This is a genomic window from Paenibacillus pasadenensis (assembly GCF_023715725.1).
GTDB lineage: Bacteria > Bacillota > Bacilli > Paenibacillales > Paenibacillaceae > Paenibacillus_O > Paenibacillus_O pasadenensis_A.
This window is the reverse complement of the sequence record NZ_JAMBOT010000002.1, coordinates 164,038-189,356: the sequence shown is the minus strand read 5'-3', so window position 1 is coordinate 189,356 and position 25,319 is coordinate 164,038. Positions and strand designations below refer to the sequence as shown.

At 51.4% G+C, this 25,319-nt stretch carries 28 protein-coding genes; 10 read left to right on the top strand and 18 right to left on the bottom strand.

Annotated elements, in window-relative coordinates; translation table 11 throughout:
* Positions 1-87: 87 nt before the first annotated feature.
* The 7 genes from M3223_RS06205 to M3223_RS06175 form a co-directional block, all read right to left on the bottom strand.
* Positions 88-654, bottom strand: coding sequence for a nucleotidyltransferase family protein (locus M3223_RS06205; protein ID WP_251560126.1), 567 nt, complete (start codon positions 652-654; stop codon positions 88-90).
* Between the two features lie 217 nt (positions 655-871).
* The gene (gene phoU, locus M3223_RS06200) at positions 872-1,531 is read right to left on the bottom strand and encodes a phosphate signaling complex protein PhoU (RefSeq protein WP_251560124.1); all 660 of its coding nucleotides are present in this window, start codon (positions 1,529-1,531) and stop codon (positions 872-874) included.
* Between the two features lie 27 nt (positions 1,532-1,558).
* Positions 1,559-2,314: a phosphate ABC transporter ATP-binding protein PstB gene (gene pstB, locus M3223_RS06195; RefSeq protein ID WP_251560121.1), complete on the bottom strand. Its 756-nt coding sequence runs from the start codon at positions 2,312-2,314 to the stop codon at positions 1,559-1,561.
* 64 nt (positions 2,315-2,378) lie between these two features.
* The gene (pstB, locus tag M3223_RS06190; protein ID WP_251560992.1) at positions 2,379-3,143 is read right to left on the bottom strand and encodes a phosphate ABC transporter ATP-binding protein PstB; all 765 of its coding nucleotides are present in this window, start codon (positions 3,141-3,143) and stop codon (positions 2,379-2,381) included.
* Between the two features lie 72 nt (positions 3,144-3,215).
* A complete protein-coding gene (pstA, locus tag M3223_RS06185; RefSeq protein WP_251560120.1) occupies positions 3,216-4,109 on the bottom strand; it encodes a phosphate ABC transporter permease PstA in 894 nt (297 codons plus the stop codon).
* On the bottom strand, positions 4,106-5,020 hold the full coding sequence (gene pstC, locus M3223_RS06180) for a phosphate ABC transporter permease subunit PstC (RefSeq protein WP_251560117.1): 915 nt from the start codon (positions 5,018-5,020) through the stop codon (positions 4,106-4,108). Before pstC ends, pstA begins: the two co-directional genes overlap by 4 nt.
* A gap of 289 nt (positions 5,021-5,309) precedes the next feature.
* Positions 5,310-6,227: a phosphate ABC transporter substrate-binding protein gene (locus tag M3223_RS06175; protein WP_251560115.1), complete on the bottom strand. Its 918-nt coding sequence runs from the start codon at positions 6,225-6,227 to the stop codon at positions 5,310-5,312.
* Positions 6,228-6,413: 186 nt separating this feature from the next.
* Here M3223_RS06175 and M3223_RS06170 point away from each other — a divergent pair, with 186 nt between their 5' ends.
* Positions 6,414-7,298, top strand: coding sequence for a LysR family transcriptional regulator (locus M3223_RS06170; protein WP_251560113.1), 885 nt, complete (start codon positions 6,414-6,416; stop codon positions 7,296-7,298).
* Between the two features lie 46 nt (positions 7,299-7,344).
* On the opposite strand, the gene M3223_RS06165 is transcribed toward M3223_RS06170, so the two are convergent.
* The 4 genes from M3223_RS06165 to M3223_RS06150 form a co-directional block, all read right to left on the bottom strand.
* Positions 7,345-7,713 carry a DUF3243 domain-containing protein gene (locus M3223_RS06165; protein WP_251560111.1) on the bottom strand — a complete coding sequence of 123 codons (369 nt, stop codon included), beginning with the start codon at positions 7,711-7,713 and terminating at the stop codon, positions 7,345-7,347.
* Between the two features lie 89 nt (positions 7,714-7,802).
* A complete protein-coding gene (locus M3223_RS06160; protein ID WP_251560110.1) occupies positions 7,803-8,462 on the bottom strand; it encodes a nitroreductase family protein in 660 nt (219 codons plus the stop codon).
* A 136-nt stretch (positions 8,463-8,598) separates the two neighbouring features.
* A complete protein-coding gene (locus M3223_RS06155) occupies positions 8,599-9,258 on the bottom strand; it encodes a hypothetical protein (RefSeq protein ID WP_251560109.1) in 660 nt (219 codons plus the stop codon).
* Positions 9,259-9,343: 85 nt separating this feature from the next.
* Complete coding sequence (locus M3223_RS06150) at positions 9,344-10,252, bottom strand: transglutaminase domain-containing protein (RefSeq protein WP_251560108.1); 909 nt, start codon at positions 10,250-10,252, stop codon at positions 9,344-9,346.
* A gap of 326 nt (positions 10,253-10,578) precedes the next feature.
* On the opposite strand from M3223_RS06150, the gene M3223_RS06145 reads away from it, so the two are divergent.
* The gene (locus M3223_RS06145) at positions 10,579-10,833 is read left to right on the top strand and encodes a GlsB/YeaQ/YmgE family stress response membrane protein (RefSeq protein ID WP_251560107.1); all 255 of its coding nucleotides are present in this window, start codon (positions 10,579-10,581) and stop codon (positions 10,831-10,833) included.
* Between the two features lie 173 nt (positions 10,834-11,006).
* Positions 11,007-12,188 carry a M20 family metallopeptidase gene (locus M3223_RS06140; RefSeq protein ID WP_251560106.1) on the top strand — a complete coding sequence of 394 codons (1,182 nt, stop codon included), beginning with the start codon at positions 11,007-11,009 and terminating at the stop codon, positions 12,186-12,188.
* A gap of 65 nt (positions 12,189-12,253) precedes the next feature.
* Here the strand turns inward: M3223_RS06140 and aroC are convergent, their stop codons facing one another.
* Entirely contained in the window at positions 12,254-13,309 is a 1,056-nt protein-coding gene (gene aroC, locus M3223_RS06135) for a chorismate synthase (protein ID WP_251560105.1), read from the bottom strand.
* Positions 13,310-13,449: 140 nt separating this feature from the next.
* On the opposite strand from aroC, the gene M3223_RS06130 reads away from it, so the two are divergent.
* The 3 genes from M3223_RS06130 to M3223_RS06120 all read left to right on the top strand — a co-directional run bounded on the left by M3223_RS06130 (position 13,450) and on the right by M3223_RS06120 (position 15,567).
* A complete protein-coding gene (locus M3223_RS06130; protein WP_251560104.1) occupies positions 13,450-14,331 on the top strand; it encodes a LysR family transcriptional regulator in 882 nt (293 codons plus the stop codon).
* A gap of 129 nt (positions 14,332-14,460) precedes the next feature.
* Entirely contained in the window at positions 14,461-15,006 is a 546-nt protein-coding gene (locus M3223_RS06125) for an NAD(P)H-dependent oxidoreductase (RefSeq protein ID WP_251560103.1), read from the top strand.
* Positions 15,007-15,024: 18 nt separating this feature from the next.
* Positions 15,025-15,567: an NAD(P)H-dependent oxidoreductase gene (locus tag M3223_RS06120; protein ID WP_251560102.1), complete on the top strand. Its 543-nt coding sequence runs from the start codon at positions 15,025-15,027 to the stop codon at positions 15,565-15,567.
* Between the two features lie 55 nt (positions 15,568-15,622).
* On the opposite strand, the gene M3223_RS06115 is transcribed toward M3223_RS06120, so the two are convergent.
* Together M3223_RS06115 and M3223_RS06110 are read right to left on the bottom strand one after the other, a co-directional pair.
* Entirely contained in the window at positions 15,623-15,997 is a 375-nt protein-coding gene (locus M3223_RS06115; protein ID WP_251560101.1) for a winged helix-turn-helix transcriptional regulator, read from the bottom strand.
* Between the two features lie 102 nt (positions 15,998-16,099).
* Entirely contained in the window at positions 16,100-17,077 is a 978-nt protein-coding gene (locus M3223_RS06110) for an aminoglycoside phosphotransferase family protein (RefSeq protein WP_251560100.1), read from the bottom strand.
* Positions 17,078-17,236: 159 nt separating this feature from the next.
* Between M3223_RS06110 and M3223_RS06105 the strand changes: the two genes are divergently transcribed.
* A complete protein-coding gene (locus tag M3223_RS06105; RefSeq protein WP_251560099.1) occupies positions 17,237-17,497 on the top strand; it encodes a hypothetical protein in 261 nt (86 codons plus the stop codon).
* The gene (locus M3223_RS06100; RefSeq protein WP_251560098.1) at positions 17,494-17,880 is read left to right on the top strand and encodes a retropepsin-like aspartic protease; all 387 of its coding nucleotides are present in this window, start codon (positions 17,494-17,496) and stop codon (positions 17,878-17,880) included. The genes M3223_RS06105 and M3223_RS06100 overlap by 4 nt, the downstream gene beginning before the upstream one ends.
* An 82-nt stretch (positions 17,881-17,962) precedes the next feature.
* Here M3223_RS06100 and M3223_RS06095 read toward each other — a convergent pair whose 3' ends face one another.
* On the bottom strand, positions 17,963-19,042 hold the full coding sequence (locus M3223_RS06095) for a Gfo/Idh/MocA family protein (protein WP_251560097.1): 1,080 nt from the start codon (positions 19,040-19,042) through the stop codon (positions 17,963-17,965).
* Between the two features lie 166 nt (positions 19,043-19,208).
* Here M3223_RS06095 and M3223_RS06090 point away from each other — a divergent pair, with 166 nt between their 5' ends.
* Positions 19,209-20,078, top strand: a complete 870-nt coding sequence (locus tag M3223_RS06090) for a helix-turn-helix domain-containing protein (RefSeq protein WP_251560096.1) — start codon at positions 19,209-19,211, stop codon at positions 20,076-20,078.
* Between the two features lie 70 nt (positions 20,079-20,148).
* Here the strand turns inward: M3223_RS06090 and M3223_RS06085 are convergent, their stop codons facing one another.
* Positions 20,149-20,865 (bottom strand): response regulator transcription factor, encoded by a 717-nt coding sequence (locus M3223_RS06085; protein ID WP_251560991.1) that lies wholly within the window; start codon positions 20,863-20,865, stop codon positions 20,149-20,151.
* 172 nt (positions 20,866-21,037) lie between these two features.
* Positions 21,038-22,825 (bottom strand): two-component system histidine kinase PnpS, encoded by a 1,788-nt coding sequence (pnpS, locus tag M3223_RS06080; protein ID WP_251560094.1) that lies wholly within the window; start codon positions 22,823-22,825, stop codon positions 21,038-21,040.
* Between the two features lie 209 nt (positions 22,826-23,034).
* Here pnpS and M3223_RS06075 point away from each other — a divergent pair, with 209 nt between their 5' ends.
* Positions 23,035-23,475 carry a hypothetical protein gene (locus tag M3223_RS06075; protein ID WP_251560092.1) on the top strand — a complete coding sequence of 147 codons (441 nt, stop codon included), beginning with the start codon at positions 23,035-23,037 and terminating at the stop codon, positions 23,473-23,475.
* Between the two features lie 146 nt (positions 23,476-23,621).
* On the opposite strand, the gene M3223_RS06070 is transcribed toward M3223_RS06075, so the two are convergent.
* Positions 23,622-25,244, bottom strand: a complete 1,623-nt coding sequence (locus tag M3223_RS06070; RefSeq protein ID WP_251560090.1) for a glycoside hydrolase family 3 protein — start codon at positions 25,242-25,244, stop codon at positions 23,622-23,624.
* Between the last annotated feature and the right edge of the window lie 75 nt (positions 25,245-25,319).

Sequence of the window (25,319 nt, the reverse complement as noted above, 5' to 3'; positions counted from 1 at the left end):
CGGGTTCTCGACCATAATGGGAGGTACGTTTCCATGGCGTCGATTCGCTGACTCTCCATCAATTCGCCCCTCCCGCTACGAACCAATTTACCTTACAACCGTCACCTTCGGCCATCTGCTCTGCCAATTCTTTTGCTTCATACGCAGATCAAAAATATCCAGCCGTTCCTTCGCTTCAAGAAAATAAGGAGTAGGACTTAATTCCATATTCAACACCGCTTCAAGTCCGCAGGGAGCGGCCAAAATAACCTGGTCCCGGTCATCCAGAGCAAGCCCAAGCGCCGTTGCCGTTTCAGGAAATTTGGAAATTGCATCAACGGTTGAAGTATATGGCGGAAAGTTATTTTTGAGGTGCATGCGAGCCTGGTTTTTAACGGACCAAGGTACATCGGGCCTCAATTGAAAACGACGGGTTTCCAATTCCTTCTCCACAGCTTCCTCCAAATTGCTGGGGTCAAAATAAACGACATCAATATCACCAAGCGGCGTCCTGGCCGTAAATCCATGTAGAACATCCCATATTTTTGACCTTACAAAACCTGCGCACACCAGCCAATCGGGCAGCTCCAGCGACTGGGCCGTCCGCAAAATATCCATCATCCACTCGTCTTGCCGGACGAATTCAAGGATGTCACTCTCTCCGTTAATAATCAATTCTGAGTCTCCGTTTCGGCTATGTAAAATTGGTCGTAAATAGAAACATACGTTCCTGTTCACTATAACAAAACTGGAAGTAATCGGCAATAAAAACTTTAGGTGAATAACATGGCTACTCCTCATTTTTTCTTTCTAGAAAACAAAAAAAGTACAACCTCGAATTCGACGAGGCTGTACTTTTCAGTTCAATTCCTTCATTGATTCATTCAATCCATTAAGCGTTCAAATCCGGGCGTTTGCCCGTAACGAGATAAGCGACGCTTTCGCCGATGTTTGTGGCATGGTCGGCAATCCGTTCGATGTAGCGGCCAACAAAGCTGAGCAGCATCGACTGGTTGATCGTCTTCGGATCCTCCACCATAAGCGAGAACAGCTCGCGGATGATGCTGGAGTAAAGCGCGTCAACCTCGTCGTCGTCCTTCGCCATTTTGTAGGCGAGATCCACGTTTTCCTGTACATATGACTGGATTGATTCAAAGATCATTGTTTGCACAATCTCAGACATGCGCGGCAAATCGATGAGCGGCTTAATCAGCGTTTGCCCTTCCAACCGCATAACCACTTTAGCAATGTCGACCGACAGGTCGCCCATGCGCTCCAGGTCGCCGGAGATGCGGAACGCGACCAGTATGCGGCGCAAGTCTTTCGCCACCGGCTGCTGGGTTGCAATCAGCTTGGAGCCGAGCTCGGCAATTTTTTCCTCAAGGCGGTTCAGCTCGGGATCATGCTTGATGATTTCCGCGGCTTCCTTGGCGTTCACCGTCATCAGCGCCTGCATGGATTTGGCGAGGGCGGACTCTACATGGTCCCCCATCTCCTGAAGCATTTTGTTCAGCTGCTGGAGTCCTTCGTCAAGCTCTCTGCGTTTGATCATGCTGGCTCTCCCCTCTCCTCCGGCGTTTTAGCCGAAACGTCCTGTAATGTAATCTTCCGTTCTGGAATCAACCGGATTGGAGAACAGCTTCTCGGTATCATCCGTTTCCACCAGCTCGCCGTTCAAGAAAAAGGCGGTGCGATCCGACACACGCGCTGCCTGGTGCATGTTGTGCGTAACCATGACGATGGTGTAATCCTTTTTCAGCTCGCGAACCAGCTCTTCAATCTTTAGCGTGGAGATCGGATCGAGCGCGGAGGTCGCTTCGTCCATAAGCAACACGTCGGGCTCAACCGCAAGAGCGCGGGCGATGCAAAGACGCTGCTGCTGTCCGCCGGACAGGCTAAGGGCAGACTTGTTCAACAGGTCCTTCACTTCCTCCCACAACGAGGCGCCGCGCAGGCTGCGCTCCACAATTTCGTTCAGCCGGGCTTTATCCTTAATGCCATGCAGCCGAGGACCGTAGGCTACGTTGTCAAATATTGATTTGGGGAAAGGGTTCGGCTGCTGGAATACCATGCCCACCCGCTTGCGCAGCGTTTCCACATCCGTGTCGTCGCTGTAAATATCCTGTCCGTCCAGCTTCACGCTTCCATCGATTTGTACGCCGGGAACAAGATCGTTCATCCGGTTGAGCGTGCGCAGAAAAGTCGATTTGCCGCAGCCGGACGGGCCGATGAACGCTGTAACGGTCTGTTTCGGAATGTCGAGCTTCATGTTTTTCAGGGCATGGAACTCCCCGTAGTGCAGATTCAAGCGCTCAATTTCCATAATGGATGTCATTGCTTTCCCCTTCTCCCCATGTCTTATGAACAAATTTCCCAGCTTAATCCCGGTTTATCGGCTTTTAACCGAAACGTCCCGAGATGTAATCGTCCGTCTGTTTATGATGCGGATTTGTAAAAATGACGTTTGTATCGTTATGCTCGATCAGGTTGCCCATATAGAAAAAGGCCGTTTTGTCCGAGACACGCGCAGCCTGATGCATGTTGTGCGTGACGATAACGATGCAATATTCCTGCTTGAGCTCCGAGATCAGCTCCTCAATTTTTGAGGTGGATACCGGATCGAGCGCCGATGCCGGCTCGTCCATAAGCAGAATTTCAGGCTGTACGGAAAGCGCGCGGGCGATGCAAAGACGCTGCTGCTGGCCGCCGGAAAGCGCTAACGCCGACTGATGCAGACGATCCTTCGTTTCGTCCCAAAGCGTCGTGCGGCGCAGGCAGGACTCCACAATTTCGTCGAGCTCGCGTTTGTTTCTAATGCCGTGGTAACGAGGGCCGAACGCGACGTTTTCATAAATCGACTTATAGAACGGGTTCGGCTTCTGCCACACCATACCGATGCGTTGGCGCAGCGTTACAACATCGGTATCCGGCGCGTTGATATTTTCGCCTTCCAGCCAAATGCTGCCCTTCATGCTTGCTCCCGGAATGGTGTCGTTCATCCGGTTAAGGCTGCGCAAAAAGGTGGACTTGCCGCAGCCGGACGGGCCGATAAGCGCCGTAACGCTGCCCTGGGCAAAGCTGAGATCAACCTTTTTGACCGCTTCCTTCTCTCCGTAAAAGATGCTCAGCTGCTCCGCAGCCAAAGCAATACCGCTGCCTGGCATCGTGCTTGCGCCAATGGCGCTGATAGGGGGTGCTCCAATCGCCATCTGTGTAACCTCCTCAATCTGTGATTATTAGCGGGATGCCGTCAGCTTGCGGTATAAATAACGTCCCAGCCAGCGGGAGCCCAGGTTGAACAGCAGCACCGTAATAATCAGCACGGCGGAAGCGCCGGCAGCGATTTGCGCCGCATCGGGAGCGATGCCTTCGCTGTTGATTTTCCAAATGTGCACCGCCAGCGTTTCAGCCGGACGAAGCGGGTTAAGCGGCGAAACCGGGCTGAACGGATTCCAGTCGGTAAAGTCAAGGCGCGGCGAGCTCATGCCGGCCGTAAACAGCAGTGCGGCGGCTTCGCCGAACACGCGGCCAGCAGCCAGAATTGTGCCGGTGAGAATAGTCGGCAGCGCTACAGGCAGCATTACCTTGGTAATTGTTTTCCAGCGGGTGAGGCCGAGCGCAAGTCCCGCTTCCTTTTGCTCACGGGGAACGCCGCGAATGCCCTGCTCCGTAATCCGCACCATCAGCGGCAGGTTAAATACCGTAAGCGCTAACGCGCCAGCCAGCAGGGAGAACTCCAGATCAAAGTAATTCACGAACACGAGCAAGCCGAACAGGCCCACAACGATGGACGGGAACGAGGAAAGCACCTCAACGACAAGACGGATGAAATCCGTGAATTTGCCGGGTTTGGAGTATTCGGCCATGTAAATGCCTGCGCCAATGCCAAGCGGCACTGTGATGAGCATCGTCAGCACGAGCAGGAACAAGGAGTTGAACAGCTGCGGTCCGATGCCGCCTCCGGTTTTGAACGTTTCCGGCGGCGAGGTCAGGAAGTCGAAGCTTAGATGGCCGATGCCGCGGAACAAAATGAAGCCGATCAATCCCGCCAGAAGCACGATGATCAGGAAAGCAAAAAAGTAGAAGACTGCGGTGGCAATGCGGTCAACGGTTTTGTTGGATAATTTCATCGCAGGCTTCTCCTTTCCAGAACGCGGACGATAAAGACAAACACAAACGTCATCGTGAGCAGCACAAGCGCCAAGCTCCACAGAACGTTATTTTGCACGCTGCCCATAATTGTGTTGCCCATGCTGAGCGTAATGACGCTAGTCAGCGTAGAGGCGGATTCAAACAGCGATTTCGGAATAAACGGAGCGTTGCCGATGACCATCTGCACGGCAAGAGCTTCACCGAAGGCGCGGGCAATGCCGAGCACCACACCTGTTAGCATCGACGGCATTACGGCAGGCAGAATGCTGCGGGAAATCGTCTGCCAGCGCGTGGCGCCGAGCGCGTAGCTGCCTTCTTTAAGACCGCGCGGCAAATTGGACATGGCATCTGTGGCGATTGTCGTAATTGTCGGCAAAATCATGATCGACAGCACAATCGCGCCTGCCGCGACACCTAAGCCTTGTCCAGGAAAAATGGCGCGCAGCGTCGGTACGATAACGGTCAGACCAACAAAACCGTAAACGACGGAAGGAATGCCGGCCAGCAGCTCGATTACCGGCTGCATAACCCGTTTGCCGAACTTCGGCATCAGCTCTGTCATGAAAATTGCGGCGCAAAACGCCAGCGGGGCCGAAATGCACGCTGCCAGAATGGAGGTCATAAAGGAACCGGTAATAAAAGGCAAGGCTCCGAATGAAGCCGGTTCGCCGTCAGGGGACCATTTTACACCGGTTAGAAACTCCTTCAGGCTTACACCATCAACAAAAAAAGTGGCAAGCCCTTTGGAAGCAACAAAATAGACGATAGAAAAAATCGTTATAATTAACACGGAAACGCAAATCAGCGTGTATGTTTTGCCAAACCATTCGCCGCCGGAACGGCTGCGCTTGCGATTGCCGCCGGATGGCCGGCTTGATGTATCATTCATTGGTTGGTTATCCGCCTCTCCTTGGACCGGCGCAGCAAGGCTTGCGCCATCGGAGCTTCTATTGGAAGGTTGCAGGGTGGCTTTCATCGCTTGTTCTCTCCTTACGCCGTTTACTCTTGTCATCAAGGTGAAACGACTGTTGCCGTCCTTGACGGCACGGTGCGTTTCATTCAAAGGAATATAAGAAAGTATAGATAATATCTATACTTTCTTATATTCAGCGCAAAGCCAAGAAGGAGCCTGTTAGGACGCCTTCTTGGCCTGCTGCTGCGCCCAAGGGCTCAGCTGTTTATTTTTTTACGATTTCGCCAGCGTCGTTGCGCTCAACCGTCATCTCTTTGATGGAGATGTAACCGAGCTCTGTTACGTCGGTTTTTTGAACATCGTCGCTTACCATGAAGTCGAGGAACGCTTTAACGGCTTCGTTCGGCTCGCCCTTCGTGTACATGTGCTGGTAAGCCCATACCGGATACGTGCCTGTTTTAACGTTGTCCGGCGTAGCTTCTACTCCGTCCAGCTTCAGCGTTTTAACGGAATCATCGAGGTAAGACAGCGCCAGGTAACCGATTGCTCCAGGAGTTTCGCCGACAAGCTTTTTAACCGTACCGGAGGAATCCTCTTGGATGTTACCCGGCAGATCTTCGGATTTCGTGCCAAGCGCGTATTTCTCAAACGTTTTGCGCGTACCGGAGCTGGAAGGACGGTTTACGATAACGATTTTTTCGTCTGCGCCGCCAACATCTTTCCAGTTCGTTACTTTGCCGGTGAAGATGTCAACCAGCTGCTGCTTCGTCAGGTTGTCGATGGCGATGTCTTTGTTCACAACCGTTGCCATTGCTACAACCGCTACTTGATGATCAACCAGCTCGTCCGCTTTAGCAGCGTCGCCGTCCTTGAACTTCTCGTTAGCAAAAATATCGGAGTTGCCGATATCGGCTTGTCCTTCGGAAACTTGCGTCAGGCCGGTGCCGCTGCCGCCGCCTTGCACTTGAACCGTGATGTCCTTATATTTCGAATCGGCCATGAATTTTTTGGATACTTGCTCCACCAGAGGCTGCATTGCCGTAGAGCCGGCTGCCAGGATGGAACCGCTCAACGAGCCGCTGTCCGCTTCGCTGCCGGAAGCATTGTTGCCTTCTTTGCTGCCGCAAGCCGCAAGCGTAAGGGCAAGCACCATTGTCATCAGGACCAGCATTGTCTTCTTCATCTTTTTTGTTTCCCCTTCCGAGAACCAAGTTTTGAACTGGCTTACAGGATTTATTGTACGAACCTGTTGTTAAAGCCATATGTTCAGTTTGTAAAGGGAATTGTAAAATTAAATAGATATCATCTATACTTAATTGGAATAATACAATATTTAATCTATATCAGTATGAATGGCGGATGATTGATCATGACAATCGTTAAATGGAAGCTGATCGTGCTGCTGGAGAAGCATAAAAAGGTGACGCTTGCGGCAAAGGAGCTTGGCCTAAAACAGCCAACGGTTACTTTTCATATGAAAAAAATGGAGGAAGAATGGGAAACGCAGCTTTTTCACACAAAAGCCGGACGGATTTTGCTGACAGACGCCGGACGGATTTTATACAGATTTGCACTGCAAATGCTGCAGCTGCATGAGGAAGCACGGGTAGAGATGAAGCTGCGAGGCGCAGCTATTAAGCGGCTGCGCATTAAAATCGATGCCCCCTGCAGGGAGGAAGCAACGGTTCTTGCGTCGGTGCTGCTTCAGCCTTTCGGTTATGCGCTTGAGTTTACGGACGGCAGCTTTAAAGCAGTCGAAGCAGAACATGACGAGCCTGATCTGATCATCCGGGAAGCGTTGGCGCCGTCACCTAGTGAAAAGGAGCATTATTGGAAAGCGGAGCTTAAGCTGGCTGTATCGGCGGCACTTCCTCCTTATTCCACGGCTTCAGCACAAGAGCTGATCGATATTGGCGCAGGCTGGATCGCTGCGCAATCGGGCACTTTGCTGAGGCGCCAAAGTCTCGTCTGGGCCGCAAGCCGTGAAACGATGCTTCGCGAAAGCTATTCGGTAGCAGACACCGGCTCTGCACGGAAGATGGCAGCGCAAGGGCTTGGATTCACTTTTGTGCCCGAATTCGACGTTATGGAAGGTCAGCATGCATCAGCGTTTTCTATATCCTTGCCAGGAGATCGGGCGCTTCGTTTTCTCCCGCTTCCCGCCTCCTTGGCCTACGGCCTTCGGCTCACGCCGGGAATCCGCTTGCGAGAGCTTGATTCAGCGCTGTTTGAACGTTTGTTTGGCGACAGTTAACTTAAAAACACCTGCCCGGTTAAGGGCAGGTGTTTATTATGTCCAATTATGAACGTTCAATTAATGGTTCATTTGTTTCTTGACTTAGTCGGACCAGCATATGAGCGAGCATATGGCGCTCCTCATCCTTGCCGACCTTCCATAATTCCTGCAGCAGCTTTTCCTCGCTGTTGCGCGGCTCCTCATGTTCGGCCAAATACCCGGCAACCTTTTCGGCAGCCAAGGCAAGCTGTTCGTCATTTACTCCAATTCGCCTCGCCAAGTCGATTCGATTGCCAAGATAGCTTTTGAACTCCGTAAAGCTGGACAGAATCTCATTCTTCTTGGCTGCGTCCATATTCCGAAGCGTATTCTTCACCCGTTCAAAGGCTTCCGAAGCCTGCGGCTCCGCTGCTGATTCGTTTGTATGCGCCATCGTTTCATCCGCCTCCCGATGCGTAGTTTGTCTTGCCTGAGCACTACTTACCCGGGGAAAATCGAATTCAATCAATGGAGCAAGACCGATTAACGGCTGAAGCCGTTCCAGCTCGTAACGTCGTCTACATCAAGACGCACGGTCGGATGCCCAGGCTGGGCCGCCTTGCCGAGAGCTATCAGCATAACGTTGGCATAACGCTCGGAAACGCCCATCAGCTCACGGAATTGCTGAACGTTGTAACCCGCCATTGGAACCGTATCAAGTCCTTTGGCGCGAGCCGCCAGCATCAGCTGCTGAGAAACGAGGCCCCCGTCGATTAGCGCATTCTGCAGCGCTTTATCGGGTGCAAGATTGCCATAAAATTTGCTCATATTGCCAACAAGCTTTTCCGCCGTCGCTTCATCCATGTAGCCGGCCTCGATCGCCTTGGCATATATACGGGACGCTTCGGTGTAAGCCTGCAGGTCCACCAGGACGGCAATGACAGCCGACGCCGCTACAATCTGCTCCTGATTAAAAGCGATTGGCAGAAGCTGCTGCTTCAGTTCCTTGTCTGTAATGACAATGAAACGCCAAGGCTGCATATTGCTGCCGGACGGAGCCGTTACAGCTGTCTGCAGCAGTTCCTTGATCTCCTCATCGGAAAGCTTAAAATCCGGATCGTACTTTCTTACAGAACGGCGGCCTTTAAGCACCTCATAAAAATCTACAGCCTGCACCGTTTCCTGCTCCCCTGTTAAGCTCATTCTCTCCACTCCCGTTTAACTGTATTTGTAATAATCACAGTATAGGGAGCGGTTAATTCTGTGTCAATAGGTCGGAAATAGATTTTCTCAGATAAAAACCCCTTAGCCTGCAGGCTAAGGGGTTCGGAACATGAGATTAAGCATCCAATCCGTGCTCTTCGCGGATGCGATACAAACCGGTGATAAGCGGGTCGGCCGTATCACGGTTCAATAAATGCAGCGCAAGCAGGAAATGGAACGGCATCGCTACAACGTTGTTCCCTTCCTTAATGGACGGGAAACCAGCCTCGACAACCGGACCGTGGTCTGGATGAATATCAATATCAACATGCACCGGCTCGTCCGGGAACTCGGCACGGCAAGCGGTGGCGCAATGAGGAACGATTACTTGATCAAACAGGTATTTAGCTTCTTCTTCGTTCTGCGGCGGCGGCGGCAGCAAGCGGCTGCGCTCTCCGCGTAAAATATCGACAAAGAATGAAGACATCCACAGTGCAGGATCATCGTTCTTTTGGAAATTCTGGACAAGCTCATTCATGAAAAAGCCCACGGAATGGGGATTTTTATTGGCATCCAATAGCCGGTAAGTGAACAAAGGTCCATACATAGGATGGCTCACGACCTGGCCGTCCACTTCATATTCATCTTGGTAAAAACTTGTCAGCGCCAGTTCGCCATGCTTGTACAGCGCGGCAATCATCTGCTGAAGCTCCGCCTCGGTAAGTTCAGGCTTGCCTTGTTCAGGGGCCTCCGGGCTTTGCGCTTCTTGCTCTTCGGTATTATGATTAGTCGTCATGAACGCATCCTCCTCATGCGTCCATCTTACCATTACCGACTGGAAAGGGAAAGCCGTTTCAAAGGGTTATCCGCCACTTTACCCGTTATTTGGAAGATTTTGTCGTTGCTTCTGTACGCGGGTATGCCGCGAGGTCCCATGTATGATCTTTCAGCATCACAGATTCCGGCTTCATGAAATACGCCAGCTTGCTGCGGCCGTATGCCGGATCATCTAGCGTAGCGTCCAGATGATGCCAGGTTCCGTTCAGCTTGACCATATTCCAAATATGCAAATCCCCTTTGGCTTTACCGTAAACGAGCCTGCTTTCGTATCCGGTCTCTTCCAGCATCCGATGCAGCAATAGCGCATAACCCTGGCAAACGGTTCCCTCCGTGCCGAACAGCCCCGCATATGCAGAATGGTTGGCAAGCGTCCGGTCATACCGGAGGCGGCCCATAACCCACTCATACATCGCTAACAGCTGTTCCCGGTTCCGTTTGGACGCAATCGATTTATCCGCAACGGCTTTTTGCACTTCCTCGCGCACCGCTTCGCTTTGCTCCGGCGTCTCCCAATAGGTCATCCGAAAATCAATCGTTGCTTCAAATGCGGTGCTTGTCCAGTTCCAGGTCATTTTTTTAAGCACAAAACGCATGTAGTCATCTTTTGCTCCAACGTCCTTGAATACTTGCTGCAGCTTTTTATCGATGCCCGCCGTATCCCCGCGATAGCGGATCGTTACATGCTCGCCATAATTATTGGACATAACATTAAATACAATATCGGTTATTTCCTCATAGGAAGTCGCGGAATGCGTTGTTCCTGAAGCATAAAGGCTTGCCGCGTTTGTTGTTTGCTGCAGGCTGCCTGATGCAGCGGCCGGATTCGTGAACGCAGCCGAAGTGAACAACGATAAGGCTAACGCAGCAGCTGCCAAAGCTTTGGTGCCTCTCCATAGCTTGAACGATTTTGCCTCATCATTAGCCATTTTCTGTATCATTCGTCCCATCATTCCGATTCCTCCTCAGTAACCCCACAGCACATTCGATATAAGACTAAATATCTATCCATATATCGATTTATAGTTCTATTGGCAGGGTTTTTTAGATAATAGTTTCTTCGGAATGAATAAAGACCTATTGAAGATCCTTCTTAAGAAATGGTTCTTTAGGACTAAGTTTGAAAATTCCTTTTCTTATATTAATAATGGCTCGCCAAGCAGGGAAACCTGAAAAGGCAAGCGACAGGTTTAGCCGCAGGGTGATTGGAGCCTCTGCCATAGGGTTACTAAATAGCATGAGCAACACAATACGAAACAGCATAAGGGAGGAAACAATCATGGCTTGGTTATGGGCGTTAATTGTAGGCGGTATTATCGGATGGCTGGCGGGAATGCTTGTCGGCCGGGACGTGCCGGGAGGCATCATCGGCAACATCATTGCAGGTTTTGTCGGAGCTTGGCTCGGATCGATGCTGCTTGGTCAATGGGGACCGGTCGTAGGCGGATTCTACTTTATTCCGGCTTTGCTCGGCGCGATTGTCCTTGTGGCCATCGTGAGCCTTATTCTCGGCAGCATGCGTCGAGCCCGCTAAGGCGGGTCAGGACCGCTGCATAAGTTGAGCAAAGCTTAAAAGGCTTAACTGCAGCCTGACATTTCAAAAAAGGACGAGACTCCAGTCGATCGGCTGGAGTCTCGTCCTTTTTGCTTAGAGAGTTTGTGCGTTATACTGAACAAAGATGTATTTACCGCTAAGGAGACTGATCTATGTCCGCATATGAACAAATCATACAAGAGCTGTCTGAACATCACGGTTCACGCTGGAAAGAGCTGTCTGTTCAAATCGGCAATAACCCTGAGCTAGGCCACGCGGAATTTCTGGCTTCGGCTTGGCTCTCCGAGGAGCTGGAGCAAGAAGGATTCACCGTCCAGCGCGGTGTGCTTGGCATGAAAACTGCCTTTATCGCTGAATATGACTCCGGCAAACCGGGGCCAATCGCGGGATTCTTGTGCGAATACGACGCATTGCCCGATGTTGGACACGCTTGCGGTCATCATCTGATTGGCGTCATGAGCATGGGCGCTGCCATCCTGCTCAAAAGCGTCATTGAATATACCGGAGGAAAAATCCGCGTATACGGCACACCGGCTGAGGAAACGAGCGGCGGCAAAGTGACGATGAGCGACGCAGGTCTGTTTGACGACTGCGGCTTTGCGCTCATGGCTCATCCGTACCACTCTCATGAGCGTTCCGGTAAATCGCTGGCGCTGGATGCGCTGCAATTTGATTATTTCGGCAAAACCGCCCATGCTGCAGCCAGCCCCCATCTAGGAGTTAACGCTTTGGACGCCGTTATTATGCTGTTCAACTCCGTTAATGCCCTGCGCCAGCAAACGCGCAGCGATTCCCGTATTCACGGCATTATCAATAACGGAGGACAAGCCCCTAATGTCATTCCCGGGCATGCCTCTGCGCAATTTTACGTACGTTCTGCCGACCGTTATTATACCAACGAACTGACGCAACGCGTAAAGGCATGCGCTGATGGCGCTGCGCTGCAAGCCGGCTGCCGGATGGAGATGAAACACTTCGAGCTCAGCTATGACGAGCTGGTTACAAACGAGACTTTATCGGAGGTCTATCAATCGCTGCTTTACAAAACAGGAGTTACAGACGAAGATGTGCTGGCCGGAAGCGATCACGGCTCTCTCGACTTGGGCAATGTGTCGCTCCGCTGTCCGGCGATTCACCCATATTTAAAAGTGGTCAACGATAAGCTATATCTGCACACGGCGGAATTCCGGGATGCGGCTATGCGGGAGGAAGCGCTTGACGCCATGCTTTCAGGGGCAAGGCTGCTTGCTTCTACCGCTTATGAGGTGCTGGCAGATCCGGAGCTTTACCGGGAGGTACGCGCGGAATTTGACCAGGTCGCAAGGGGCAATTAACAGAAAAAACCGCAATGAAGGATAGGCTCCTGTCATTGCGGTTTTTCTATTTGCGGTACTGAAACTTAGCTAAGCAGCGCTGCCTGGCGTTTGTAATGATCCTCGATGACCATACAAGCCATCGCTTCAATTACGGGAACGACGCGGGGACAGATGCAAGGATCATGCCTGCCGATTGTCCTGATTTCGCGCTCCTCCCCATTTGCATCCACCGTGCGCTGCGGCAGGGAAATGGAAGAGGTCGGCTTCACGGCAACGCGGAAAACAATGTCCGCTCCCGTGCTGATGCCGCCTACAATTCCTCCGGCATTATTCGTTACAAATCCATTAGCGTCCATCTCGTCGTTATGCTCGCTGCCGCGCATCGTTGCCGCCGCAAATCCCGCTCCGAACTCAATCCCTTTGATCGCTCCGATGGACAGCATCGCTTTCGCCAGCTCAGCGTCCAGCTTGTCGAACACAGGCTCTCCCAGTCCGGGCAGCACGCCGTTGATGCGGCATTCCACGATGCCGCCGCTGCTGTTGCCTTCCGCCGCCAGCTGCTCGATCCGCTCCACCATCCGCTCCGCTGCCGCAGGATCGCAGGCGCGGACCGGATTGCGCTCAATCGCTTCCGCGTCAAAGGTTTCGCATTTGATGCCGTCGATCTCCTTCGTGTAAGCGACAATCGACACGCCGCGCCGTTCCAGCAGCTTGCGCGCTACCGCTCCCGCCGCTACGCGGGCAGCCGTTTCCCGGCCGGACGCCCGGCCGCTTCCCCGGTAATCGCGGAAACCGTATTTCTGATCGTACGTGAAATCCGCGTGCCCAGGACGGTAGAGATTTTTAATATCATCATATGCAGAAGGGCGCATGTCCGTATTGTTAAGCATAATGCAAAGCGGCGTGCCCGTCGTTTTACCTTCAAAAATACCGGACACGATCCGGATTTTATCGTATTCTTTGCGCGGAGTCGTAACCGACGACTGGCCCGGACGTCTGCGGTCCATCTGCACTTGGACGTATGCCTCGTCAAGCTCCACTCCCGGAGTTACTCCTTCTACAATAACTCCAACCGACTCACCGTGCGATTCGCCGAACGTCGTCATTTTTAACCGTTCTCCAAATGTGCTTCCTGCCATCTCTCTTCACTCCCGCTGTATAATTCGGCGACTAGCCCGCCTGCTGTTCTGCTCATTTTCTTATTTTCATTTTACACGTATACTTGCAATAAATGAAATCAAGTTATTTACACGTTGACATAGAGAGGATTGATGGCAAGATGGCGATTAACTCTGAATGGTACCGAATTTTCCTTCATGCGGCCGAAAGCTCCAATCTGACCCGAGCAGCTCAATCGCTCCATATGACCCAGCCTTCCGTCAGTTATGCTATTAAACAGCTGGAGGAGGAGCTCGGCGTCAGACTGTTTGACCGGCTGCCCAAAGGCGTTCGTTTAACCCATGAAGGAGAAGAGCTGCTGCGCCACGTCCGGCAAGCGTTCGCTGAGCTTGAAGCCGCCGAACGAAGCATGAAGAAGCGGCTCCGTCTGAACGAAGGAATGCTGCGGGTCGGAGCCAACGGAGCCATTATTAAACACTTTCTGCTCCCCATACTGGACACCTACCACGAACGGAATCCCGGCATTCGCATTCAATTGTCGCAGGAGCGCACACGCCTTATTTTGGACCGTCTGAAAAAAGGAGCGCTTGATATCGGCTGCGTTTATCTTCCCGTTGCAGATGAGGAAATTGAGATTGTCGGCAGCCAAATCTCTCTTTATTGCGCCGTTGTCGGACAAGCTTTTGCAGACTGGTCGCAGGAGGTCCTGTCGGCCGAAAAGCTGGCGCGGCTGCCGCTGCTTATGCTGTCTCCCGGCAGCTCGACACGTTCTTTTATCGAGGAATGGTTTCAGATGCAGGGAGTCGACGCCGAGGCCGATTTTGAGCTGAACAGCCTGGATATGCTCGCTGAATTTACGGAACGGGGGTACGGCGTTTCCTTTCTGCCGCGGGCTTATGTGGAACCTCAGCTTAAAGATGGAACGCTGGTCGAGCTGCGCACAGAAATCCCGCTGCCGGATCGCCAAATCGGGGTCGCGACTCGCAAGCATTCTACGCCTTCCATGGCGGCAAAATCCTTTCTTGAATTGCTTATTCATTAAAGTCCGGCGTTGCAAGGCGCACTCACCTTTAGGTAAGTACATGAACTAAATGTGCGTACTTACGCAATTCTAGGATGCGGGTTACACTTCAAGAGCAATAGAGATTAATCGCTCAAGGAGGGCAACCATATGAAAAAAACACTTGTCGTCGTTACCCATCCAAACATGGAAACTTCCATCATCAATAAACGCTGGGTAGAGGAGCTTCGCAAATACCCGGACAAATATACGGTTCATGAGCTTTATAAAGCATATCCGGATGAAAAGTTTGATGTAGAAAAGGAACAACAGCTGATTGAGGAGCATGGAAATCTTGTCCTGCAATTCCCCATGTATTGGGCAAGCTCACCGCCGCTGCTTAAAAAATGGTTCGATGAAGTATTAACCCATGGATGGGCCTATGGGTCGCAGGGAAAAGCATTTAAAGACAAAAAAACGGCACTGGCCATATCCTTGGGCGCGGAAGAAATCGACTTTAGCAAGGAAGGAATTGTAGGCCACGAGCTGGATGAAATTCTGCTTCCCTTTAAAGTGAATTTTAAATTCTGCCATGCGGATTATCATCCCCCCTTTACCTTCTTTTCAGCTGAATACACTATGGCACAGAACACTGACTTGTTGAGCAAATTAGAGCGCAGCGCTGGGGATTATGTTGAATTTCTAGATAAGCTTTAATTTAAGGAGGAATTAATAATGAAAACACTTGTTATCGTCACGCATCCAAATATGGAGACGTCCATCGTCAATAAACGCTGGGTAGAAGAGCTTCGCAAATACCCGGACAAATATACGGTCCATGAGCTTTATAAAGCTTATCCCGATGGAAAGATCGACGTAAAAAAAGAACAAGAGCTGGTTGAAGCCCATGGTAAACTGGTCTTGCAATTCCCTGTATACTGGTGGAGTTCCCCGCCGCTGCTCAAACAATGGTTTGATGAAGTATTACAGCATGGATGGGCCTACGGGTCGAAGGCGGAAGCTTTAAAAAACAAAAAAACCGCATTGGCCGTAACGGCCGGCGGTACGGAGCATGATTTTAGCGTGGAAGGAAGCTTAGGCAAAACCCTTGACCAGTATCTGGTTCCTTTTGAAACGTCTTTATCGTACTGCAAAATGAATTACCGCTCTTTCTATGCCTTTTATGGAGCTGAACATTATTTGGCAGGAAACAGCGAGTTACCGATTTTATTGGACCGAAGCGCGCAGGGTTACGTAGAATTTCTGGACAAGCTTTAATTGCACAAAAAAACAGTATCTCCATTAATGGAGATGCTGTTTTTTCTATGACTTGTTAAATGGGAAGCGGTTCCGTCTCCCCATTGGCGTCGGGCACGAAATTCTCCTCTCCCCAATAACACATCATATCTAAAATCGGAATGATTGAACGGCCCCGTTCGGTCAGCGAATATTCCACTTTGGGAGGAATCTGCGGGAATTCCTCGCGGCTAATGAGACCGTCCGCCTCCAGCTCCTTTAACATCATGCTTAACGATTTAAAGGAAATGGTGCCTATTCCCCGCTGCAGCTCATTAAACCGCATGACTTTTTTTTCGGAGAGCCAGTACAATATGCTCATCTTGAATTTTCCGCTTATTACAGACAAGGTGTAACCAAAGCTGGTGTCCTTTTGATGAATGCCGGTCAGTTCACAAATTCTGTCACTCATGGTTTTATTGCCTCCTAACGGAAATACCCAACAAAAAAGATCACGGTGTTCCCCTAGAGTATCGCGGTCTCTGGTCTCTATAAAGGAGAAGCCGCTGTCGGATTATTTGATTCTGCTCTTAATGAACCCACTATACCACTTCGGTACGATGAGTTCAAAACACTCGTGATCCTCCATAACCCGGTCGATTTTTGCCATCATGTCGGGGAGTTCCTCTGGCTTTACCTTTAACATCCACACGACGGACGAAATCAATTCCATCGCGAGGTAGAGGCAATACAGCTGCCAAAATTGCTCCGTCGGCTCTTCGCCATGATGATACCCTTGGATTTGACCGACCGAAAACGGCACGCTGACCTCCGAGCTGAACAGGCCGACTTTAACAAACTCATGAATTGGATCGCCCCAGTCGCAGCGGTTGAAGTCGATAATTCCCGAGAGCTTGCCGTTGTTCACAATTAAGTTGGCAGGATGAAAGTCATCATGCTGAAAGCAATTCGGTCTATCGTGCATCAGATGCAGATTAGCGTCAATAAAGCTCAGCAGCTGCCACTCCTGCTTAATCGTCGCGGCGCAGCGGGCATAATCCAGTCGATAGCACTGATGTTTTGCCGTCATCCGTTCATTCCAAGTGGCTATCGTATCAGGGGCGTAAATCCGGTGAATTTTGAACAGCTCCCGCCCAGCCTGAACACCGATATCGAATTGCTCCTGCTCCGATATTAGCGGCAGCGCATCCTTAGCCTCATGCCCGTCGATAAACGATACAACCATGTAGCCTAACTCGAGCTCCGGCAGGACGCCTATTTCAATTGGGCGGGAGCAGTTGATCCCCTGCAATTCCATCCGTTTCAGAGCCTCAAAATCGGACCGCTTGTTCGAGCTTACTTCAATCGGGTAGATTCGAAGGATGTACTGCGGCTTCTCTTCGGCATTAAAAATGATATATTTATCGTCATTGGAATAGCCCTTATCAATCTTCTCCATTTTGGAGCACTCAGACAGAGCCGCAATTTGAGATTTAAAATCATCCCATTGCAATGCTCCTTGATTGTTTAGACGTTTATTCAGGCCGTTCATCCTTTAACCTCCGGCGAATGGATTTTCTGGCTGCAATTCAGCAGCTTACACCATTTATTTTGATCAGCAACCTTATATATCCTTTAATTGCTTGTTCTAATAATCAAATATTTCTAAGTATGGTATATTGAAAATAATCACATTAGCGAGGTGAAACCGATGAAATGGGAAGAGATTGCCCATCTTTATCCAAGCCGCTTTGTATTGATAGAAGCAATTAAAGCTAGTTCCAGTAATCAACTCCGCCAAATAGAGGACATGGCGATGATTCAAGACTTCGACAGTCCCCAAGAAGCTTGGCACGGATATAAGGATTTTCATAAGCGATTTCCTTCGCGTGAGCTGTATGTATTCCATACAAGTCGAACAGATGTAGAAATCGTACGAGAATTTTTTTCAGGTGTGAGACAGCGTACTTGAAAATTCGACTTCATCATGGTCTTCCCATTGTGTCCCTCACTCTAACCCATAACAATCAGCTTGTTTCATTGCCCAATGAACTATTCGATACGGGATGTGCTGCGACGATTTTTGACACTGATTTGCTTGCTCAAATTGGCATTCACATCGATTTTATTCAAGGTCGAGCAATACGAATGTATGGGGTTGGAGGTACAAGTGAACTTTGTTATGAACAGATCATTCCTCGTTTGTACATTGATCAGATTCAATTAGACTCATTCCCTATCCAGCTCGGCGCTGTTCAAGACTCTTATGGTTTTGACGGCATACTAGGAATTGACTATATGATAAAAGCCAAGTTCAAAGCAGACTTTGGAACCATGCAGCTATCCTATTCGTAACCACATTTCCTTTGTCATGCTGAACCTGAGGTCACATAAAAAACCGTTCCCTTGGTGGGGAACGGTTTTCCGTTTATAAAACCTATTCGAAGTAAATCGCTTTGCCCGTGCGGGACGATTCGTAAATCGCCTCCAAAATTTCCGAAACAACGAGCGCTTGCTCCGGCGTAACGACCGGCTCGGTGTCGTTGATTACGGCATGAATCCAAGCGCGTGCTTCCAGCTCGCCCGGATCTTCGGACGCGCCTTCGTAGAAGGCAACGCCGCCGCTGCTTAGCTCAATTTCCTTCACGTACAGACGAGCGTTATCCTCGCCGTTGATGCGCAGGCCGCCCTTCATGTCGGCGCCGGCTTTAGTGCCGCTCAGGGAAACCTTTGCTTCGTCAACCTCTAGGGAGTTAAGCGCCCAGCTGGACTCCAGCACGATGGAAGCTCCGTTCTCCATCGTAATCATCGCAAAAGCGGAGTCCTCTACCGTGAACTTAGCCGGGTCCCAAGGGCCCCATGCGTTTGCCGCGTTCTCTTTTTGCGAAAGCTTATGGTACGCGCGTCCGAGTACGGCCTTCGGCTTGTAGTTGTCCATCATCCACAGCGCAAGATCAAGCGCATGCGTGCCGATATCGATGAGCGGTCCGCCGCCTTGTTTGTCTTCATCGAGGAAAACGCCCCAGGTCGGCACGGCGCGGCGGCGAATGGCATGTGCTTTGGCAAAATAAACTTCGCCCAGCTCGTCGCGCACGCAAGCGTCCTTCAGGTAACGCGTATCGCCGCGGAAACGGTTTTGGTAACCGATGGTCAGCTTTTTACCGGTACGTTTAGCCGCTTCCAGCATACGGCGCGCATCTTCAGCCGTTTTGGCCATCGGCTTTTCGCACATGACATGTTTGCCTGCCTCAAGCGCAGCAATCGTAATATCAGCATGGGAGTCGTTCGGCGTACACACATGCACAACCGTAATGGACGGATCGTTCAGCAAATCCTTATAGTTTTCATAAATGGCCGCTTCCGGGGAGCCAAACTTGCCTTTGGCCTCCTCAGCGCGCTCACGAACGATATCGCAAAACGCCGCCATCTCTGCTTCTTGTACTTTAGCCAGGAACGGCATATGTTTGCCATTGGCGATTCCGCCGCAGCCGATAATGCCTACGCGAACTTTAGACATGTGATTTCCTCCCGAATTTTCATATGTGGATACCCATTGGTTTTAGGTCTACGCTTGAAGCGGATAGCTACAAACACTAGAATAAGTATAAGAGAACCGATCGGCTAAAATAAGCTTCTTTCTAGCGCTGCTTTTATGCGATCTTGGTATATGGAGGCCGTCCCATTTGGAAGTTTATAATGAAAAGGTACCTTATGAAAACCCTCTTTTGTCCTTGCGGATTTTTCGGCCGCAGCGTGAACACAATCTGCTGCTCAACTGGCACTACCATCGCGAGCTGGAGCTGCTTTACATTATAAGCGGCAGTTTGGAGGTGCATGTGGAGGAGGAGCGCTTCCACCTGAATGCCGGCGATGTGGCCGTAATTGGTGCCAATCAACTCCATAGAGACCGGTGTTCATCCGAGACATTGGACTATATCGTGCTTCAGTTTGACCTGGAGCAGTTTTTTGATCACAGTACAATGCCGTACATGCGCTTTTTCATGGAAACGAACCATCCGCTCAGCCAGGTTAACTATATCTTTCAGGATTCACCGCTCGTCAAAGAAGAAATCGGCCTGATTAGCAAAGAAATTCTTGAAGAGGCCACGACCAAAAAGCTCGGGTACGAGCTCGCCGTCAATTTATTGCTGAAAAAAATTCTGCTCCTGCTGCTGCGCAACGACACACGCCAAATTTTGACCGACCAGGACGATTTTGACCGTCTGCGGCTGAAGCCGGTGCTGACGTTTGTTGAGCAGCATTTGACCGACCGGATTCAGGTGGAGGAAGTGTGCAAGCTGGCCAACATGAGCTATTATTACTTCGTCAAGTATTTCAAAAAAACAATCGGGTTAAGCTTCACGGAGTATGTAAATTACAGAAAAATTAAATGGGCGGAACGTATTCTGCTGACAAAAGACCTTAGCATTTCGGAGGTTGGCGACCGGATCGGCATGCCGAATATGGCTCATTTTTATAAAATGTTCAAAAAATACAACGACTGCTCCCCGAAGGAATTCCAGAAAAAAATGCTCTCATGGGGACGCAATTAACGATATTAATTAAAAGCCGGACTTTCCATTAGAGGAAGTCCGGCTTTAGTTTTTGCAATTCGGGAGCGGCTTAGCCGGCCCCGATTTTTTTGGGCATGACCAGCTTGTAGCCGACACCGCGGATGGATTCAATACAGACCGAGTTGGCGCCGAGCTCCAGCTTTTTACGCAGGGAGCTGACATGCACGTCCACCGTCCGCTGGCCTCCGATATAATCGAAACCCCACACAACGTTCATTAAATCGTCCCGCGTAATGACCATACCAGGCCTCTGGATCAGATAAAGCAGCACCTCAAATTCCTTCGGCCGTAAAGGAACCTGTTCTCCGGCGAGTATGACCTCGTAACGCTCGGGGTAGATGGAAAGGTCCCCCGCCGTAATCACTTTGTCCTGGGACTCAGCCTGAGTGGGAATGGTATGTCCTGACCGTCTCAGAACGGCGGAAACTCTCGCCAGCAGCTCTGCAACGCCGAACGGCTTCGTAATATAATCATCGGCTCCGTGTTTAAGCCCCTGCACGACCTCTTCCTCCGCCGTGCGTGCCGTCAAAATAATAACTGGCGTTTTGACTCCGTTTTGCCGCAGCTTGCCAAGCACCTCAAAGCCGTTAATTCCCGGCAGCATAATATCCAGCATGATCAGATCGTAGCTGCGCTGGATGGCCGCTTGCAGCCCTTCTCCTCCATGGTCGCAAACAGTCACGTCGTAGCCTTCCTGAGACAAGTTGTAGGAGAGCAGCCTCGAAAGAGTCGGCTCATCCTCTATGACAAGCACTTTGTGCGACATTGCCATTCGACCTCCAGCTTTCGGAAACGGAATTCCGTTTCCATATTCGTAACCGGCAGCAGGCTCGTCCCGCCTGCCGGTCCCGTCCGCATGCAGTGCATGCAGCTTGAACAGATTTATTTTAACATGATGAAACCGTAAACGGGGCAATTACCTTGCAGCTTCTGCCGAATCATGGCTGAATGACCGGCAGCTCCAGCGTAAATACCGTCCCCACGCCAAGCGTGCTGTCTACGGATATCGTTCCTTTGTGCAGCTCAACCAGATGTTTCACGATCGACAAGCCAAGCCCGGTGCCTCCGCTGATTCTTGATCTGGCTTTGTCTACCCGGTAAAAACGCTCAAAAATGCGCGGCAGGTCCTTCTTCGGAATGCCGATCCCAGTATCGCTGATGCGGATGCGTACAATCTCGACTCCATCCTCACGGAGCGCAACCGCCGCCGCTATGGATACATGGCCGCCTTCCGGCGTGTAGTTGATGCCGTTTTGCAGCAAATTTACGATAATTTGGCGCAGCCGGTCCTCATCCGCCTCCAAAAACAGCCCGCCCGGTATCGAGGCTTCCAGCGAGATGGATTTTTTGGCCGCCTCCTGATCCATAACGGCAATGGAACGATTCAGGAACGCGGACAGATCGACCGGGGACATCTGCAGCGGCACCCGCCGCGACTCCACCTTGGACAGCTCCAGAATATCGCCGATTAGCCGGTTAAGGCGTTCGCTCTCATCATAAATAATTTGCATAAACTGCTGCGACATGACCGGATCATGCACCGCTCCGCCAAGCAGCGTCTCGGCAAAACCTTTAATGGCCGTCACAGGCGTTTTCAACTCATGGGACACATTCGCCACAAACTCGCTGCGCATCCTCTCCAGCCTGCGGATCGCCGATACGTCCTGCAGCACGAGCAGCACGCCGCCGTAACTGCCGTCGCTCTGATATACCGGCACTAGGTTCAGCTCCAGCAGCCGCTCTTCCGGAAAATAAAACGTGATCTCTTCATGCAGCGGCTCCTGCTTGTCCAGCGCCTGCTGGATGAGCTGGGACAGCTCATACTGCTGTTTGGCCTCGCTGAAATGCCGTCCGACCATCTCGCGGTGCTCAAAGCCAAGCACTTCCTCCGCCCGCCGGTTAAGCAGCACCATGCGCCCTTCCGGGCTGATCATGACAACCCCGCTGGTCATATTGTCGAGGACGCTGTACAGCTGCGTTTCGTTTTGCTGAATGCGGTTCATCTGCACCTGAAGCCCTTCAGCCATCGAATTGACCGCTGCACCAAGATCGCCGATCTCATCCCGGCTGCGGATGTCGACGCGCACCGTGTAATCCATCGCTTTAATTCGCCGCGCAGCCCGCGTTATTTGCTCCAGAGGCCGGGTAAGTCCAAGCGCAACCCTATAGCTGACCGCTGCCGCAAGCAGGAACAACAGGAGCAGACCGGCGATTAACACCGTCCATAACTTGTTCACGCTGCCTTCGACGGAAGCAAGGCTGTACGAAAGGCGAATCAGATCGGAGTCGGATGACGCCGGACTCGCGGCCATCGCGACATAGAGCATATTTTGCCGGATCGTATCGCTGTACCGGATCGCTCTGCCCGTGCCTTCCGATTTGGCCTGTTTAACCTCGGACCGGTCCAGATGATTGTCCATTGAGTTCGGATCGGAATCCGAATCTCCCAGCACCTTGCCGTCCTTGCGGATAAACGTGACCCTCGCTCCGGTAAGCTCTTTTAGCTTGTTGGCTTGCTCCTGGAAATAAGTCATCGCTTCGCCCTCGCCGGGAAATTTCCACTGCAAATGGGCGTTGATGACCTGCATCTCGCGCAGCATGCTCTCCTCGAGCGCGGCGATATGGTTGTCTTTGTACGTTTTGCCCATTATGAGTCCGGCTGCCGTTACTGACAAACCAATCATAACGATCATAATCCAGGTCAAGCGAACTCGAAAACGCTTCATGCCGGCATCTCCCCGCTGTCTAATGCAATCTCCACTTATCGTACATCCAGCCTATTTGGGGCGCCATACGTGTATTGTAAACTTTATGTAAAATTTCATTCGCTTCTAGCGGAAAATCAGTGCCGGAACCCGGCAAATCCAAGCCTTAAAGCCCGTACCATTCTCTATGACTCTTCATACTTTGCTTATAAGCATTAGGAGGGATCATGATGAAATATGGGATGGTTTTAATTTTATTCATTTTGTTAGTTACGATTCTGCAAAGCTTACAATCAGAGCTATTCCGCTCTATTGGAAATTCCAACAGCAGTTCCAGCAATTCTGCCGTATATTTTATTGTAAATGGAACCGATTTCCTTAATCTTGTTTACGACAAGTCCGTTCCTAGCGGTCTTACGCCCAATAATGGCGCCGTTGTCATCCCCCCTGTAAGCTCGAACATACTGGACTTATCGAAATATCCCGGAGTAACTTTTACGGTAAGATATAATGCGTTTTACCTTGACGGTTCTCCGGCAGGAGCTCTCGAGTTTGCTTTAGCGAACGAATCTAGATTTGTAGATGTTAAACAGTATCCCCCGTTTACTTGGCCCGTAGTGGGCTCCTATTACCTAACGCTCTATATGGTGGTTCCTCGGTTTGGGGCGTAGCATTGGTTCTTAGCGTTACTGCTGCGGCATTCTTGCCTTCCACATTGCGGAAGACAGCGCAAACACCCTCAATCCTACAATTGAGGGTGCGCTTGCTTGCCGTTTGCCGCAGCGGCATTGGTTCACCGATTATTTGGCATCCTGAGCTAGAGCCCAAACCCGAAAGGAAACTCCTCCGACAGAGCCATCGGCAGCTTGCCGCTCGGCTTCAACTCGCCGGTCAGCGCCTTGGCGACAGAACGGAGCGCAAGCGGACGGGATTCATATACCGCCAAGAAAGCTTGCACCTGCGGATAAAGATTAATGTCCAGCGGATTGCGAATGGACACGGCGATGGTTTTTTCCGGCGCAAGCTTCATCAGCTGTTCCGCAGCCTGCCGCTCGAGCGGCTGCTTCGACGCGTCGTAGCTGACAAATACGATGCGGTCGTACTGCTCCAATCCGTCAAAAAGGCCGTCGCCGGTCATGGACCGCTCCTCGACGTTTGGCAGCTTTTTGGACAGCCATGTGCCAAGGGTTCCGTCGCTTGAGAGCATCTCATCCGCTACCGAAATGGCCTTGATTTCCGGCCAAATGACCAGCGTGCGTCCATCGGCAGACAACGGCAGCAGGCCGCCTTCATTTTTAACCAGCGTTACGGAAGCTTCGCTCCAGCGCTCAGCCGCTGCCTGATGCTCCGGCGTAGCGAGGCGCAGCGCCGTCTCTTCCCATGGAAGCAGCGGCTCGCCAGCGCTCAGCTTCGCTTTAAGCGCAAGAATGCGCTCCAGCGATTCGTTCAGCCGCTCTTCCGTAAGCCGGCCCTCTTCGACCGCCTTTGTTACGGCATCCAGCGCAGCCAGCTGCTTTTCAAACGTATGGCTGACCAGCACCAGATCCGCTCCGGCCGCAATCGCTTTAACCGCGCCTTCCGCCGGTCCGTAATACCGGTCAATGGCATCCATTTCCAAACAGTCGGTCACAATAACACGGTCGTATCCAAGCTCTCCGCGCAGCAGCCCTGTCAGCACCGGCTCGGACAGCGTGGACGGAACTCCGCTTGCATCAAGAGCCGGCAGGCAAATATGCGCCGTCATAATAACGTCTGTACCTGCGGCGATTGCAGCTTTAAACGGCGGCAGCTCAATCTCCTCAAGACGTTTGAGGTCATGCGCAACAACGGGCAGCTCATGATGGGAATCGACGCTTGTATCGCCATGGCCCGGAAAATGTTTGACTGTAGCCGCAACACCAGCGGACTGATAACCCTGCACGGCTGCAGCGCCAAGCTCCGACACCAGCTCCGGCCGGTCTCCGAAGGAACGCACGTTGATGACCGGATTATCCGGGTTGTTGTTGACGTCCAGACAAGGAGCAAAGTTCAAATTAACGCCTAACAGCCGCAGCTCCGTACCGGAAACACGCGCCGTCTCATAAGCCGCGTCCCGCGAACCCGTTGCGCCAAGCGCCATATTACCCGGCATGAGCGTCACGCCGTCCACGATACGGGCGACCATGCCGCCCTCCTGGTCGATGCTGACGAGCAGCGGCGGACGTCCCGCCTTGGCTGCCGCCTCATGCAAACGGCTGGACAAGTCATGAACCTGGCGGGCATTTTCTATGTTGCGTGAAAAATAAATCACTCCGCCTAAGCCGTGATTATCGATCATCGTTAAAAACTCTGTTGAAGGCAGTTTATCTTGAAAACCGAATACAAACAGCTGAGCGGCCTTTTCTTTCAAAGACCAGTTCGCGTATACGTCCCGGTAGGTAGTGTTTTTGCTCGTCGACATGTTGTTATGTCCGCCCCTCGTCACAAAATAACAAAAGAATAACAGAATTGTAGCAGCACCTAAAGCCGGAATCCA